Below are 16283 nucleotides of genomic sequence, written 5' to 3'. Positions count from 1 at the left end.
TCCACATTCAGATACAACAACCTACACCCCTCTTTGCTAACAAAGAGGGGTGTAGGGGAAATTTACGCCGGATAAATCCGCAGACGACGATTTGGTTCTTCGCCAAAACTATGCGACTTGAGTCGATAATGTTCTACCAATTCATGCTGCATTTTGCGAACTTGGGGAGAACGGGGCAATAACTCAACTGGCTGTCCCTTGGGAATCACAATTTGCTCAACGGCAAGTCTGGCTTCTTCGAGGGCGTCCATCTCATCATCGCTGCCACTGTGTAAAAACAGTTGCAGTTCTCGGTCATCGGCGATTTCTGGATCATCCATGTTCAGCAACCGCCGCAAACCACGGGTAATCTGAGGAATGGTGCTGGATTTTATCATGTGGATGGGTACATGACGAGCTTTTGCCATTTGCCGTAATTTGGCGTGGTTTTTGACGTGCGATCGCAGTGCTAAAATTGCATCAGCACTATCAATATCTTTTGTCAAGACTACTGGCAAAGTTAGTACGCTAATTACCTGTTCTAGCTGATGGCGACTAACACCATAAGGATAAATGTGCAGTGGTAAATCTTCGCCATTTGGCCCCGGCTGTCTCGTGGCACTAAAATCAATGCTCTCCCTCTCCGGGTAGTTGAAGGATTCATCCAGCAAGCGGTCAAACTCGCTTCGCCCAGTCACCCGTTCCCGTTCTATAGGCAATGGCGGCAGTGCAACCATTTGTCCAGATCCACGCCAGCCGTTAGATCCTCGCCCTGAAGCGAAAGATTCTTCTGCTGTTGCCACTTGTCCACCGCGACCGTTGACAACAGCTAACTGGCGCGTAACTGAGATTTTGCCGTGGTCATCAACAGTTCTCGTTTGTGGGCTAGGCTGGCGTCCCCGAAGCAGATTATCTACTGTGTCAGAAACACTTTCGTGTACTACCCAGCGCTGCCGTTCCAACATTTCCACAGCAATCTCGAAGGTAGGAGGAGCTTTACGTTCTAGAACGGTCTTTTGAGAGCCGCGTCGTCTAGCTTCGTCATCTCCCAGAGTCACAGCTTGGATACCGCCAACTAAATCAGCCAGGGTGGGGTTTTTAATCAGGTTTTCTATCTGATTACCGTGGGCAGTACCTACCAATTGCACACCGCGTTCAGCAATGGTACGAGCTGCTAAAGCTTCCAGTTCTGTGCCAATTTCATCAATCACAATGACTTCTGGCATATGGTTTTCCACTGCCTCAATCATCACTTGATGCTGTTGTTCTGGATGAGCCACTTGCATCCGCCTAGCGCGACCAATCGCAGGGTGAGCAACATCACCATCCCCGGCGATTTCGTTAGAGGTGTCGATAATTACTACACGCTTATTAAGATCATCCGCTAAAACACGGGCAATTTCTCTTAAAGCCGTAGTTTTGCCCACGCCCGGACGTCCCAGCATGAGAATCGATTTACCAGTTTCTACCAAATCGCGAATCATGCCAATGGTTCCGAATACCGCTCGACCGACGCGACAGGTCAAGCCAATAATCTTACCGGTGCGGTTACGGATGGCGCTGATCCGATGCAAAGTTTGCTCAATTCCTGCGCGATTATCTCCGCCGAAAATTCCGACTCGCCTAATGCAATCATCTATCTGTTCTTGAGTAACGGGTATTTCGCTCAGATACTCAGCTTGATTGGGAAAGCGAGCCTCTGGGCGACGACCCAGATCCAAGACCACTTCAACTAAACTATCTCGTTGGGGATGATTCTCTAGTACTTGTCGCAGGTCTTGGGGCAAAATGTCTAATAACTTTTGGAGATCGTCTGTAATCGTCATGCTTTCTATGGTGACGTTTTTAGAGATAGCGAGGACACTTGCATAGAGGAGAACCCCCGCCCTGGGAAATTTTCCAGAACGAGCAATTAGCGCTCCTGCTGTGACTTGAGCTGGGAAACGAGAGAATGGGCAAGCCCTACAGCCTGCCAGAGTAATTCGGGTTCGTCTTCAAGGCGGACAGTCGCCTTAACACTAGTGTTACTCACCTCCTTATTCTCTAACTGCTCCAGAATTGGTGACAACAGTACACGGGCGTAGCTACCGTAGGCGACCCCGGAAATAGAGGGGGGGAGTGGGGGATGGGGGGAGGGGGGGAAATAAGAATTCCACTCTACCCCTCTCCCTCTCTGCCTCTCTGCCTCTCTTTGCAGCAATCCCATTGCCTTTAACTTGGCAACGGTGTAGCTATTAGTACCACCTGCTAATTGCACATATCCTGATAACTTAGCTGCCAAAACTTTTTGTGCTAATTTCACCGCGGCTAAAGTAGTGCCATCCCCAATATCACCACTCATTGGGCGACCATCGGTTTGCCAAATTAACGTACTAGGACACGGGGTAATCAGGTCATACAATGCACGTAGGTAGTCAACCATCCCCTCCCCATCTGGACAGCTGATGGCTACTACCTTTAATTTATCTACCCACGGTGAAATTGCTTGCCACAATCGCTGAAATTCTGCCAACCGCCCTACTTTTGTATGGATTTCTACGGCATCTACTCCCGTTGACATTACCAATGGCGCGATCGCTCCTGGCGTTGACATATACGATGATGTATAAATTATATCGTACGGACAAATTGGAATGCAACGGCCGCAGCCATAGCATTTTTGGGAGATAACTCCCGAAAAATCGTCTTTTATCGGGTTAAAAACGATTGCTTGTGCCGGACAAATCCGTTCACAGGGTCTAGGGCAGTCTGTAGGACAATCAGTGGCATTAAATTCTGCTTTGCGAAAATGAGGGTCTTCTCCATCGTTTAGGCTGACCATTAAAAAGGGTAAGTTGCCTTTGTAGCCAAAGCCTCGCTCCTGGGCATCCCTAGTTAGACCTCTGGCTACTTGTAGCGCCGCTTGCGCTGCGGCAATCACCGCTGGATCAGCTGCCACATCTATGCAGTCAGCACCCGCCAAAGTGTAGGCTAATGTTAAACTTCTGACCGCAGGAAGATGCTGGAAACTAGCTCCGCAGATGAGCTTGAACCAGTGACCTTGTTTGAGAGATTGTAAAGGGGCGAACAGATCAGTCACATTTCTATTATGCGTTTATGCGACTGAAAAGAGTAGCCTGTAATCGATAAAAAGTACGGATTTCCTCATCTGGAATTCTGGGTAATCAGACTATTGGTACAGAAAACCCTCCTGCTCCTCTAACCCTTGCTGCTCATTTATACCCACCTTAAAGTTGAATGGGGTAAATAAAAAAGGAATCGCTCAGATGGATATTCCTAAACTGTGTCTATTTAATGAAAATTGTCAACAACCATTGCTAAAAGTTGTCGGAAATATGCTATTGGTTGACGTGATTCATTTGATGAATCAAACCCAGGCAAGTTGTGCGCTGGTTTTAGAGCAGCAACAGCTAGTTGGCATTTTCACTGAACGAGACGTGGTTCGGGCGATCGCCAATGCTGTTCCATTGGCAAATACAAGCGTTGCTAAATTGATGACTCAACCTGTTATTACCTTAAGTGAGACGGAAGCTGAGGATATTTCTGCTGTCTGGCAAAGATTTTATCAACATCGAATTCGCCACTTACCCGTGGTTGATCATCAAGGACAGGTGCTAGCTGTTGTGACACCTGCATCATTTGCGGCAAACTGCTGGATGGATACGGAAATTACTACCGAGAGTAGCGAAAAGAAAGCCGAGTTAGAAGTTATTCGCAGCCGAGATTTACGAGAAGCCATCTTTAACGAGTCTGCTGATGCTCTGTTTCTGGTGGATACAGAAACATTGCTGACTACTGATTGTAATCAACGAGCAGTGAAATTGTTTGCAGCTTCTAACAAAGCTGAACTGATTAACATTGAGGGCCAAATACTGCAAAAACGACCCTTCACCACTGATGAGTTAACCAGCATTGTCGAAGAAATTAATGAGCAAGGGTTTTGGAGTCGAGAAATTGAATACCTGACTCGACAAGGCGATTGCTTTTGGGGAAACATCGCAGTCAAACAAATCAACGTTGCTGGCCAGGTGATGAATTTGGTACGAGTAACAGATATCAGCAACCGCAAACAGGCTGAGGAAAAACTCCGACAACGGGAAGCGCAACTAGCCACAGCTCAACAGATTGCTCATGTGGGTAGTTGGGAATGGAACTTAGAAACTCAGAAGCGAGATTGGTCAATCGAAACCTTTCGCATCTTTGGTTTAAATCCAACTCAATCAGAACCCTCCGAAGCTGAATTTCTCCAGATGATTCATCCAGACGATCGCTTACTGTGGCAAACTTGCCTCCAAGAGGCGATCGCTCAAAGAACCCCCTTTAATGTTGAATATCGAATTATTCGATCCGATGGCTCAGTGCGCTACCTTGAGTCGAAAGCAGAGATAGCTTGTGATCCTCGCGGGCAAGCAGTTAAGCTGTTAGGAGCTATTCTCGATATTACAGAGCGTAAACAAACTGAGTTAGAAATCATCAAGAGCCGCGACCTGCGAGAAGCTATCTACAATGAATCTACTGATGCCATCTTTCTGGTGAATGCAGAAACATTACTAATAACTGACTGTAATGATCGCGCTGTGAAGCTGTTTGATGTCTCTAGTAAGGCAGAACTAATTAATATTGAGGCTCAAACTCTACAAAAACAACCATTTCCTCCCGATGAATTAACTACCATTTTGGAAGAAGTTAACCAGCAAAGGGTTTGGAATCGAGAAATTGAATACTTGACTCGACAAGGCAATTGCTTTTGGGGAAACATCGCAGCCAAACAAATCAAAATTGCTGGGCAGGTGATGAATTTGGTAAGAGTCACAGATATCAGCGAACGTAAACGGACAGAAGAAGCTTTAGCCAGAAGTGAAGAACATCTGAGGCTAACATTAGAATTTACTCACATCGGTAGTTGGGGCTGGGATATTCAAACAGATGAAGTCACTTGGAATGATAAGCATTATCGCTTGCTAGGATTGCTCCCAGAAACATCAGTAGCTGAATATCAACTATGGCGCAATTCTATTCATCCAGAAGATGTTGACCGAGTTGAACAAGCTTTATTTAAAGCGCTGACAGAGCATACTAATTATGAAGCTGAATATCGAGTTATTCATCCCAATGGCGGGGTACACTGGCTGATTGGTAAAGGGCGCGGTATCTACAACCAAGCTGGCGAACCCATACGGATGCTAGGTGTGATAATTGATGTTAGCGAACAACAAGCTGCACTGCGCGATCGCAAACTAGCAGAGCAAGCGCTTCAAGAAAAGGAGAACTTTTTACGCAGTATCTACGATGGTGTTGGAGAAGCAATTTTTGTTGTAGATGTTTTAAATGATGATTTTCGCTTCGTGGGTGTAAACCCTGCCCATGAAAGGCTCACCGGCTTAAATTCTCATGTATTACAGGGCAAGACCCCGGAGCAAATCCTTGCTCCCACTATGGCAGCGATTGTGCGGCAGCATTATCAAGATTGCGTCTCGGCTGGCAAAACTATTACCTATGAGGAATGCTTACCTTTCAAAGGGCAGGAAACATGGTGGCTAACCAGTTTGACTCCCCTACGAGACGAAAACGCGCGTATTTATCGCATCGTTGGTAATAGCATTAATATTAGCGATCGCAAACGCGCTGAACAGATGTTAGAGCTGCAAGCAGTCATTACCCGGAACATAGCTGAGGGAATTTGCTTAGTTAGAGCCGATGATGGCGTAATTGTCTATACCAATCCTAAATTTGACCAGATGTTTGGTTATGATCCTGGTGAGCTAATAGGTCACCATGTATCGATTGTTAACTATGCAGATGAATATACCACTGCCGAAGAAGTTAATCAGGCGATTAGGACTGCCGTATTGCATCATGGTGAGGCAAATTATGAAGTCCAGAACGTTAAGAAAGATGGCACTCCATTTTGGAGTAGCGCAATGACGACCGTTTTTGGGCATCCTGAATATGGAAAAGTTCTGGTTGCTGTCCACCAAGATATTACTGAACAAAAGCAAGCACAGGAACAAATTAGAGCATCTTTGAAAGAAAAGGAGGTATTACTCAAAGAAATTCACCATCGTGTCAAGAACAATTTAGGAATTGTAAGTAGTTTGCTTCAGATGCAGTCTAGACGTATACAAGATTCTCAAGCCAGTGTAATTCTCCGGGATAGCCAAAACCGAATAGCTTCGATTGCCCTGGTTCATGAAAAACTGTACCGCTCTGAAGATTTAGCTGATATTGATTTCGCTCAATATATTCCGGATTTAACAACCCATTTATTCGATTCTTATAACGTCAGTTCAAGCCAGATAAAACTTAATATTCAAGTAGATGATGCTAGCCTGGACATTGAAACCGCCATTTCTTGCGGTTTGATTATCAACGAACTAGTTTCCAATGCTTTGAAATACGCCTTTCCCGGTAATTGTGGAGGCGAAATTCAGGTCAGGTTTTATCAAGAATGCGAACCTTTGATGTTGGGGTTACAGCAGGGTAAGCTAATACTAATTATTCAAGACAATGGTGTTGGCCTTCCAGAAAACTTTGATAGTAAAAAAGCTAAAACACTGGGGATAAACCTTGTGCATGGTTTAGTTAAGCAGCTAAGAGGAAAGCTTGAGATTGACTCTCATCAGGGAACAAAATTTAAAATAATTTTTTAAAAAATCAGGGGCTAAATATGATAAGCATCTCATCAAATATCCAAACAACCAAGATGGTTCGTATCCTAGTTGTTGAGGATGAGTATATCCTTGCTATCAATTTACAAGAAAGTTTAGAGTCCCTAGGATATACTGTTCCAGATATTGTAGATTCTGCAGAAGCAGCAATTGAAAAGGCTACGGAGCTTCGCCCAAACTTGATTTTGATGGATATCCGGCTACGGGGTGAAATGGACGGTATCGAAGCAGCAGAGCAAATTTGGAATAGTCTGCAAATTCCCATCATCTACGTCACAGGACATTCTGATAAAAGTACCGTAGAGCGGGCAACGCTAACATTACCCTTTGGTTACATCCTTAAACCTATCAGGGAGCAAGAACTGTACGTCGCCATTCAAACAGCACTCAGTCGTTATGAACGTGAGCAATTTTTGAGTACTGTGCTTCGAGAAATGGGCAACGGAGTAATTGTGGTTGATCCTGAGTTACGTGTCAAATACTTGAATCAGGTAGCTGAAGCATTAACAGGATGGCGATTGAATGAAGCAAAGGAACGGAACTTAAATGAGGTAATCAAACTTATTGATGAACAAACTAAGCTTCCTGTAGAAAATCCGATTATCTCAGCCCTGGAACAAGGAAATACTGTCTATCTTAACAATCACATTCTACTGATTGGCAAAAACGGAAAAACTATTCCCATAGCTGACAGCGCTACTCACCTTAGAGACAATAGTGGCTTAATTACGGGAGCTGTAATGGTTTTTCGAGATGACACGCAACGGCGACTGACCTATGAACCTCATCTTACAATTGAACGTAATCGGCAACTAGAAATTCAAGTGGCAGAACTGGAACGGCTCAACCAGTTGAAAGAGGATTTTTTAGCAACTACTTCTCACGAAATGCGAACGCCGTTGTTAAACATCAAAATGGCAATTTATATGCTAGAAAATGCTTTAACTCAAGAAGGCATTTTGAGTTCAGAGTCGGTTTTTGCATCTGAGTCCGTAGTCCACTACTTAAGTATCTTGCGTGACCAGTGCGAACAGGAACTAAATCTGGTGGACGATTTGCTGAATATGCGAATGATTGATGCAGACGTTTATCCATTAGAATTAACTTCAATTCAACTCCAAGACTGGCTGCCTCACGTTGTCGAGTGTTTTCAAGAACGGACTCAGGTTCAGCAACAAAATTTACAAGTTAGCATTGTCCCAAATTTACCACCTCTAATTTCAGATTTGGCTAGCCTAACTCAAATTGTGTCAGAGTTACTCAATAATGCTTGCAAATATACTTCTCCTGATGAACAGATTAGGTTAACTGTTCAGTTGAGCTACACGACAACAAGTTTAATTAATGAAGATGCTGAATCTAATTTTACTCTTAATAAGAAAACCCCATACTTTGAAATTAAAATTAGCAATTCTGGTGTGACAATTCCAGTAAAAGAACAATCTCGAATATTTGAGCCATTTTACCGGATTCCTCAAAGCGATCGCTGCCAGCATGGGGGAACAGGATTAGGCTTAGCATTAGTGAAAAAGCTAGTAGAATGTCTCCAAGGCACAATAGAAGTTACAAGCTTTCAAGGTTGGACAAATTTTACAGTTAAATTACCGTTGAGCCTATCAAAGTAATTAGCAGTTGGTCAGATTCTTTCGCTTGCCCAGATTAGTATTAATTACGAATTAAGTTAGTGGAGCATCGTTACGAATTATGAATTACGAATTACGTTAGCGTAGCGGGGCGGAGTATCGTTACGAATTAGTCTCAGGTTGTTTGATGGGAATCTCAATTACAAACTCTGCTCCGTGTCCTGGAGATGAGATACAGATAATCTGTCCTCGATGTTTTTGGACGACAATGTGATAGCTAATCGATAATCCTAGGCCACTACCCTTACCTACAGGTTTTGTGGTAAAAAATGGATCAAATAAACGCGATCGCAACGATTCATCTATACCAGGGCCATTATCAGCGATCGCAATCCTGACAATATTAGAATCTTTTACCTCTGTGCGAATTCGAATCTGTGGAGTTGCCTCCGTTCGCCTCCGGTCAACCATAGGAGAAGTTCTGCTTGCAGAAAGCTGGGTGTCAGACTTTTCTGTTTGTTTTTTATCTTCTGATGATGACAAAATAACACCAGATTGCTCCACTGGAGAAATCCCCCGTTCGCTCTTGGCGTCTCCCTTTGGGAGAAGGTCAGAGTGCCGCGAGTCGGCGCTCCGACTTCTCTCTGCACGTAACTGGCTCTTAATGACAAATGTCTCTTCTATTGCATCGATAGCATTATTCAAGAGATGCATAAATACTTGGTTTAGTTCACTTGCATAACAGCTTACTACAGGCAATTCGCCATAGTCTTTTACTACAACAATATGAGGTCGGTCTACTGTTTCCCTAAATCGATGTTGTAACATCACTAAAGTGCTATCGATACCTTCATGGATATTCACCTGCTTCATTTCGGCTTCATCATGCCTAGAGAAGTTTTGTAATGCTAGTACGATTTCTCGAATCCGATCAGATCCTCTATACATAGCACCTATCAAATCTTGCAGGTCTTTAATCACAAAATTTAAGTCTAAATCTTTAACTATTTGTTGAATTTTTGGTGCAGGTTTGGGATATTCTTGTTGATAAGCCTCAATCATATTGACTAACTCTTGCACATATTGACCAGCATATTGAAGATTCCCATAAATAAAACTGATGGGGTTATTCACTTCATGAGCTATTCCTGCCACTAACTGCCCTAGCGCTACCATCTTTTCATTCTGAATTTGTTGGACTTGAGCAGCTTTCAAGTTATCTAAAGCTTGCTGTAGTAAGATATTTTTTTCTTTAAGTTTAACTTGGAATAAACGTAAATTTATTTGATTTTCAATTCGCAATACGACCTCTGCGCCATGAAAAGGTTTGGTAATATAATCAACACCACCAACATCAAAAGCTTTTACTTTATCTAAAATATCATCTAAGGCGCTAATAAAAATTACTGGAACTTCGCAAGTTTTCTCATTGGCTTTCAATTGTTGACAAACTTCATAGCCATCCATTTCTGGCATATTAATATCTAGTAAAATCAAATCTGGCACAACCATTTGACAGGCGGTCAGAGCCATTTTACCGTTTAAGGCTTTCCGAACTTCAAAACCTTGTGCAGTCAACATTGCCGATAAAAGACGTAAATTATCTGGGGTATCATCGACCACCAAAATGTTTCCTTTATGTTGGTTATTTTGATTGATATCCATCTTTTAATTAAATCTATATTTATCAGCAGTGGGTATAATAATACCAATTTATAATTCAGAAAGTTAAATTTAATCTGAGTTTTCAGGCTGCCATCTTTAGCTTAATTTTGGAGAATTGGTATAAATATTTATTTGAACTAATTATTAATTTTTTTACTTATGCGTCCACAAAATACACCGCTCTAAATAGTCTTCCAGCGATTACACTGCCTCCTCCTGACTACTTTTTAGCAAAATTAAATTTAGTACAAGATTTTCACAACTTTTCAAAGCCATTCACTTATTTAGAGCTTTGCTAACCTGATAGCCCTCTTACGTAAGTATAGTAGATAGCACGCGCAGACTATTAAAAAAGAATTCAGGAGTAGACAATGCGTTGGGCGGTGAAGCAGCCCGATCTTGGGGGTCTTCCCAAGTTGAGGGACTACTAAACCCGTAAGGGCTTTGCCGCCGTTAGTGACGGAGGAGCGTCGTGGACTGCCGAATCCGAAGGGCTTGCCAACTTGAAGTACCTGGCGTCTAGTTGCCAGAATTAAGTATGAATTGGAGTCTTACGGGTGAATGAATAAATAGTGAAACACGCCACTAAAGCATTAGCTTTGCGGTGAGCTAACGCGGTTTTTTGGTTTCCATAGAGGAGCGACTAGCTTTCGCGGAGCGTCTTTGGCTTTGCTCTTGAATTTTGACGAATGTATTCTTCTTCAATCACCATTGAGGGGACGCAGCAAGCAACTTGATAACCGATTGTTGCTCCAACGGTCTAGCAAAAAAATATCCTTGAGCAAAATTACAGTTTAAACTTCTCAATTGCAATAACTGTTCTTTTGTTTCCACACCTTCAGCAATCACTACCATCCCCATAGAATCAGCAATGCCAATCATTGCAGGTACTAATCCCATGTTTTCTTGATTTTCCTGCATACGTTTGACAAAAGATTTATCAATTTTAAGCGCATTCAAAGGAAAACTGTGCAGGTAACTTAAAGAAGAATAGCCTGTACCAAAGTCATCCATAACTAACTTCATTTTTCGCTGCTTTAATTGCTGGAGAATTATTCTGACTGCATTACTATTTTCCATAATTACGCTTTCTGTAATTTCCAATTCTAAGTAAGCAGGATTTACTTTAGTTTCTTCAATAATTTGGTCAATTTGTACTAGTAAATCAGGTTGCAAAAATAATCTTGCGCTCAAATTAACACTGATAGTTAAAGGTTCTGGCGTCACTGGATAATGTTGCCAAATGCTTAATTGCTGGCAAGCTGACCGTAATACCCAAGTGTTAATAGCATTAATTAAACCTGTCTCTTCTGCCACGGGAATAAACTCTATAGGAGAAACCAAACCACGAATTGGATGTTGCCAGCGCACTAATGCTTCAAAACCAGAAATTCTACCTGTACTTAAGGAAATAATTGGCTGATAGTAAACGAGGAATTCTTGCCGTTCAATAGCTCTTCGCAGGTCATTTTCTAGTTCTAAAATCTGAATAGCTTCCTGATACATGACTGGGTCAAAAACGTAATACCTGGCTCTTCCTTGAGCTTTAGCGCGATACATTGCTGTGTCAGCATCCCGCAGCAAATATTCTGGACGATCATAATCTTTATTGCCCCAACTAATGCCAATACTGGCATTCATAAACACTTCATACCTGGATAGCTGAAAGCTGAGTGATAGCTGTTGCAAAATGGACTCAGCAAGTTTGATCGCTATGCTAATATCTGTGAGGTTTTCTAGGAGGATTGCAAATTCGTCACCACCTAATCGTGCTAAAGTATCAACAGGTTTTAGACAAGCTTGTAAACGACGGGCGATCGCCCTAAGCAATTCATCTCCCACCAGATGTCCCAAGGAATCGTTAATAACTTTAAAGCGATCGCAATCTAAAAACAATACAGCAAAATGATAATTGGGTTCTTGCTTAGCACTATTTAGAGCTTTTTCTAATCGCCTAATAAACAAAATTCGATTTGGTAACCCAGTCAATGAATCGTGTAATGCTATATCTAGCAATTTACTTTGCAGATGTTTGCGGTAGGTAACTTCTCCTTGGAGTTTATGCAAAGCCTTTTCTAGCTCCGAAGTGCGCTGTTGTACCCTTTGTTCCAACTCAGCGTTGAGTTTCAATATTTCTAATTGTGCTGTTCTCAATGCTAATTGATTTTGTACACGCACTAAAACTTCTTCAGACTCGAAAGGTTTGGTGATATAGTCTACACCACCTACACTAAATGCTTTAACTTTGTCAAAAACGTCATCCAAAGCACTAATAAATATTACTGGAATATCCGCAGTTAACTGACTCGCTTTTAACCTCTGGCAAACTTCATAGCCATCGACTTCTGGCATCATAATGTCGAGTAATATCAAATCGGGTAATACTGTTTGACAAGCTGTCAATGCCATTTGCCAGTTCAAAGCTTTGCGAACGTTATATCCTTCCCTTGCTAGGATTGCAGATAAAACTCGCAAATTGACTGCCATATCGTCAATGAGCAAAATATCTTTTTTATCAGCTTCTAACCGCTCGTAATTCATTCTGCGCTCGTTCTGGTCAATTCCATGATTTTCTCAAACTGGTAGTTGTTTGCTAAATCTGTGAGAACTTGGAAAACTTGAACATTATCAGGTGGAATTTGTTTGAGTAATTCTAAAATTAGGTCATCACTACAGCTGGCTGCGGCAAGATGTATTTTTCCCAGCCATGTAGGCGACATCCGCGATAAATGTCCTAGCAGTTCGGCTTTGCTAACAACCCTCTGTTTAGGTTGAGCGACAGTTACTTTGTTTACGGTTTCTGCTCGGGTGGCATATTTTACATCCAGATGTTCACTAAGTTTTTCTAGTAATACTTCCTGTGTAAATGGCTTGCGAATAAAATCATCGCAACCGATTGACAAAATTTTCTGTCGTTCTTCTTCAAAAGCGCTGGCAGTTAGAGCAATAATAATAGTGTTGCAATTTGAGATTTGTTCTTTGCCTTTCTCTCTCGCCTTAATCTCCTTTGTAGCTTCATAGCCGTCCATGACTGGCATTCGCATATCCATAAAAATCAAGTGTGGTTGCCAAGATTCCCAATTGGCGATCGCTTCCACACCATCTTTAGCTTGTTTAGCTTCAAAGCCCATAGATGTCAGGATTTTAACTAACAACAATCGGCTCTCTCTGGCGTCGTCAACTACTAAAATGCGGTATTTTTTTTGAGCCTGTGCTAAACCAAGAATTTGAAATCTACTTTGGTTTTTTGGGATTTCTCTAGGACAAGCTAGACCAATCTGAATATCAAAGGCAAATGTACTACCTACACCCAGAGTACTACTTACAGTAATATCTCCTCCCATGAGTTGCACATATCTGCGACTAATTGCTAAACCCAATCCAGTACCCTGTTGCGATTTTCTGCCGCTTTCTGTTTGCTCAAAAGCTTTAAACAGCAAGTCAATTTCAGAACTAGCAATACCGCAACCAGTGTCTAGTACCTCGAAAATTAGAGACTGGGGATAAGGGATAATGGCGATTGGGGAGCCAGCTGCGTGCAGAGAGAAGTCTGAGCGGAGGCTTCCTCTGCTCAGAACTTCGGAGGGTTCCCCCCGTTGAGCGGACTGGCGTGATAGGTTCGATTCTTTTCCAGTCCCTAGTTCCCAGCGATGCACTGAGCTTGTCGTTGGCGCAGCCTCTCGTAGAGAAGTGTCCCCAGTCCCCATTCTCACGCGCAGCGTCACCTTTCCAGTATCAGTAAATTTGATTGCATTTCCTAGAAGGTTTAGCAAGACTTGACGCAGTTTACTTTGATCAGTTTCTATATATTCGGGAATATTTTGTGCATATTCAAACACTAGTTGTAAGTTTTTAGATGCAGCACGCAACCGCAACATCTCTTCTAGATTTTCTAACAGATGAATTAAGTTAAAGCTGATGAGATTCAATGTAATTCTGCCAGCTTCGATTTTAGACATTTCTAAAATGTCGTTGATTAAGTTGAGCAGATGCTCGCCTGCACGATTAATAATTAACAAGTTTTCTTGCTGTTCATTGGATAAAGAACCATCTTGGCTCATGATTTGTGTGAAGCCAAGAATGGCGTTGAGTGGTGTACGCAGTTCGTGACTCATATTGGCGAGAAATTCGCTTTTGGCGCGGTTTGCTTGCTCGGCTGCTTGTTGTCCTTGTGCGGCAATTTTTTGCGACCGAATCAGTTCTTCTTGGGTGATTTGCAGCTGCTCGATAACTTGCTGGAATTCTTCTGTACGTTTTTTTACTTGAGCTTCGAGATTGCGATTATATTCTGCTAATAAATTTTCTACTTCTTGGCGTTGACTGATATCAAAAAAAGTGGCGATCGCAAAAGCAATATTGCCCGATTCATCATAGATTGGCTTTCCTAAAGCTTCAATTGGAATAATCTTGTCAAATCGGCGAATTTCTATATCATCAACTTTGGCGCTTTCTCCTTGCAATGCTCTGATGATCGGTAGGCGATCGCTCGGATAGAGTTGATCACCTCCAGCAACATAAGCTTGATATACTTCTGACAATTGTTCACCACTAGCTGAAGTGACTGCTCCTTGACCAAGAATCTGCTGTCCTATTTGATTTGTGTAATAAGGTTTACCTTGACTATCTGTAATAAACACACCTACTGACATGGCTTCCAGAAATTGAGTCAGACGACTTTGGCTTTTACATAGCTCTTCATTTAAGACTTTCATCTCACCATGCTTTACTTGTAAAGCTGTAAATAATTCTTTTAGTTGCTTCGCCATAATGTTAAATGACTTGGCTAAATCCCCCACTTCGTCGGAGCGCTTAATTTCTGTTGTCTGCTCCCATTCTCCGTCAGCAATTTTCTTGGCTAATATATTTAATTGCTGAATCGGTTTAATTATCCAGCGAGCAGTTAGAATGCCGATTTCTATTGCTACTAAAAAGGCAGCTATACATAGCAGGATGGTGATACGAGTATTGGCATGAATTTGCTCCATAAAATCGCTTTCAGGAATCACCGCTACTATGAGCCAATCAAGACCTAGCTCGTCCTTCCAACTTTTTAGCTGCACAAAATAACGTATTCCATCAGCGGTAAAGCTTAGGTGTTGTTTACCTACAGCGAACCCTAGACTGCCAAATTTTTTGACCAAATACTGGGTTGTCAGGCGAATTAAGGAATCCTGACTATCTAATCCTGATAGACGTTTCGCCTGACTATTAATGACTGTGTATGATGGCTCGCTACTAGAAGAAGCGACTATTAGCCCAGAACGCTCTAAAATAAAGGTTCTGCCTAACTGCCTAATGTTAGAGTTGGCTAAAAAATTGTTAATTTGGGACAATATCAGATCAACCCCAATCACTCCGATTAGTGTGTTACTGTCATCATAAAGAGGATAGCTGGAAGATATAGATAGAATTTCTGGCTTATCCTTCCATTGATAAATTGGACTCCAAACGGGTTTGCCTAACCTGACTGCATCTGCGTACCACGCTTCTACACGAGGATCGTAATTCTTAACTTCTTGAATCTGGCGGCGATTTCCTTGGTTATCTGTAGTGTAAACATAAAGTTTACCGATGCCGTTCTTTTTAGTTACTTCATTAATCAATAGCCTGCCATTATCTAGGCGTTCAATACCGATAAATTCACCTTTGGAATTGGCAAAGTTGTTGTAACCAATGTTATAAACCTGCATTTGTTTCCAAAAGTAATGTCCGGTAGTTTTAAAGTCAGAAACGTTGAGTAAACCTAGCTCAATCGCATCCCAATTGATTTGATTAATTTGCTTAGGAGTTGTTAAGTAGCTATTGAGATGCTGTTCAATGCGATCGCATATTTCATTTTCTAACTGAGTAGCAAGCTCTCTTACTGCTTTTTGTCCATTTTGAAATGAAAGATAGCCTACAAGTCCCACTGCTCCGCAAATTTGCAAGACAAAGGGCAAAATTAGAACATATTTAATGGGCATCTTGGCATAAATTTTGCCAACTAAGCGATTGAGAAATTTGATAGGCTGAAGTTTGGATAACATTGTTGTTTAATTTTTCCCAAGACTAAACTTGGGATGCTTTTGCCATCTCAGTTAGCTACATTCAAAATATCAGGGTAAGTACTCTTTCTCACACCCAAAGCTATAAGGCATATCCATAACTTGAGTATGATATGCTACTAAAACTTATTTACTATACTTGTTTTACTAGTTGAGTTCCTCCAAAACTTAATCTTTAAATTTTGTTATAACACCTTAGTTTGCCCAGTTTCATCTAGCAGTGTATCAACAATTTTTTTTGATTAACCGCAAAATATTTTTATACTCATTAACAATGCCAGCTCTATGTGGAGAAACTGAACAATTAAGCTACAATATTGGGTTTTAGGACACCGTAGTAATTC

Annotated in this window: 7 protein-coding genes; 2 read left to right on the top strand and 5 right to left on the bottom strand. The window is 41.9% G+C overall.

All coding sequences use genetic code 11. The features are described 5' to 3' along the window. Nucleotides 1-62: 62 nt before the first annotated feature. Nucleotides 63-1805 carry a R3H domain-containing nucleic acid-binding protein gene (locus tag WKK05_RS05135; RefSeq protein WP_341528699.1) on the bottom strand — a complete coding sequence of 581 codons (1743 nt, stop codon included), beginning with the start codon at nucleotides 1803-1805 and terminating at the stop codon, nucleotides 63-65. 86 nt (nucleotides 1806-1891) lie between these two features. Then, on the bottom strand, nucleotides 1892-3058 hold the full coding sequence (locus WKK05_RS05130) for an LdpA C-terminal domain-containing domain (RefSeq protein ID WP_341528698.1): 1167 nt from the start codon (nucleotides 3056-3058) through the stop codon (nucleotides 1892-1894). A 187-nt stretch (nucleotides 3059-3245) separates the two neighbouring features. Here WKK05_RS05130 and WKK05_RS05125 point away from each other — a divergent pair, with 187 nt between their 5' ends. Further along, entirely contained in the window at nucleotides 3246-6629 is a 3384-nt protein-coding gene (locus WKK05_RS05125) for a PAS domain S-box protein (RefSeq protein WP_341528697.1), read from the top strand. Nucleotides 6630-6682: 53 nt separating this feature from the next. Continuing rightward, on the top strand, nucleotides 6683-8272 hold the full coding sequence (locus tag WKK05_RS05120; RefSeq protein WP_341528696.1) for an ATP-binding protein: 1590 nt from the start codon (nucleotides 6683-6685) through the stop codon (nucleotides 8270-8272). Nucleotides 8273-8392: 120 nt separating this feature from the next. Here the strand turns inward: WKK05_RS05120 and WKK05_RS05115 are convergent, their stop codons facing one another. The 3 genes from WKK05_RS05115 to WKK05_RS05105 all read right to left on the bottom strand — a co-directional run bounded on the left by WKK05_RS05115 (nucleotide 8393) and on the right by WKK05_RS05105 (nucleotide 15921). Continuing rightward, nucleotides 8393-9895, bottom strand: a complete 1503-nt coding sequence (locus WKK05_RS05115) for a response regulator (RefSeq protein WP_341528695.1) — start codon at nucleotides 9893-9895, stop codon at nucleotides 8393-8395. A 705-nt stretch (nucleotides 9896-10600) separates the two neighbouring features. After that, nucleotides 10601-12436 (bottom strand): EAL domain-containing protein, encoded by a 1836-nt coding sequence (locus WKK05_RS05110; protein ID WP_341528694.1) that lies wholly within the window; start codon nucleotides 12434-12436, stop codon nucleotides 10601-10603. After that, nucleotides 12433-15921: a response regulator gene (locus WKK05_RS05105; RefSeq protein WP_341528693.1), complete on the bottom strand. Its 3489-nt coding sequence runs from the start codon at nucleotides 15919-15921 to the stop codon at nucleotides 12433-12435. The genes WKK05_RS05110 and WKK05_RS05105 overlap by 4 nt, the downstream gene beginning before the upstream one ends. Between the last annotated feature and the right edge of the window lie 362 nt (nucleotides 15922-16283).

The organism is Nostoc sp. UHCC 0302 (genome assembly GCF_038096175.1).
In the GTDB taxonomy this organism is placed as follows: Bacteria; Cyanobacteriota; Cyanobacteriia; order Cyanobacteriales; family Nostocaceae; genus UHCC-0302.
Note: the sequence above shows the minus strand (reverse complement) of the source record. Positions and strands in the feature narration are given on the sequence as shown.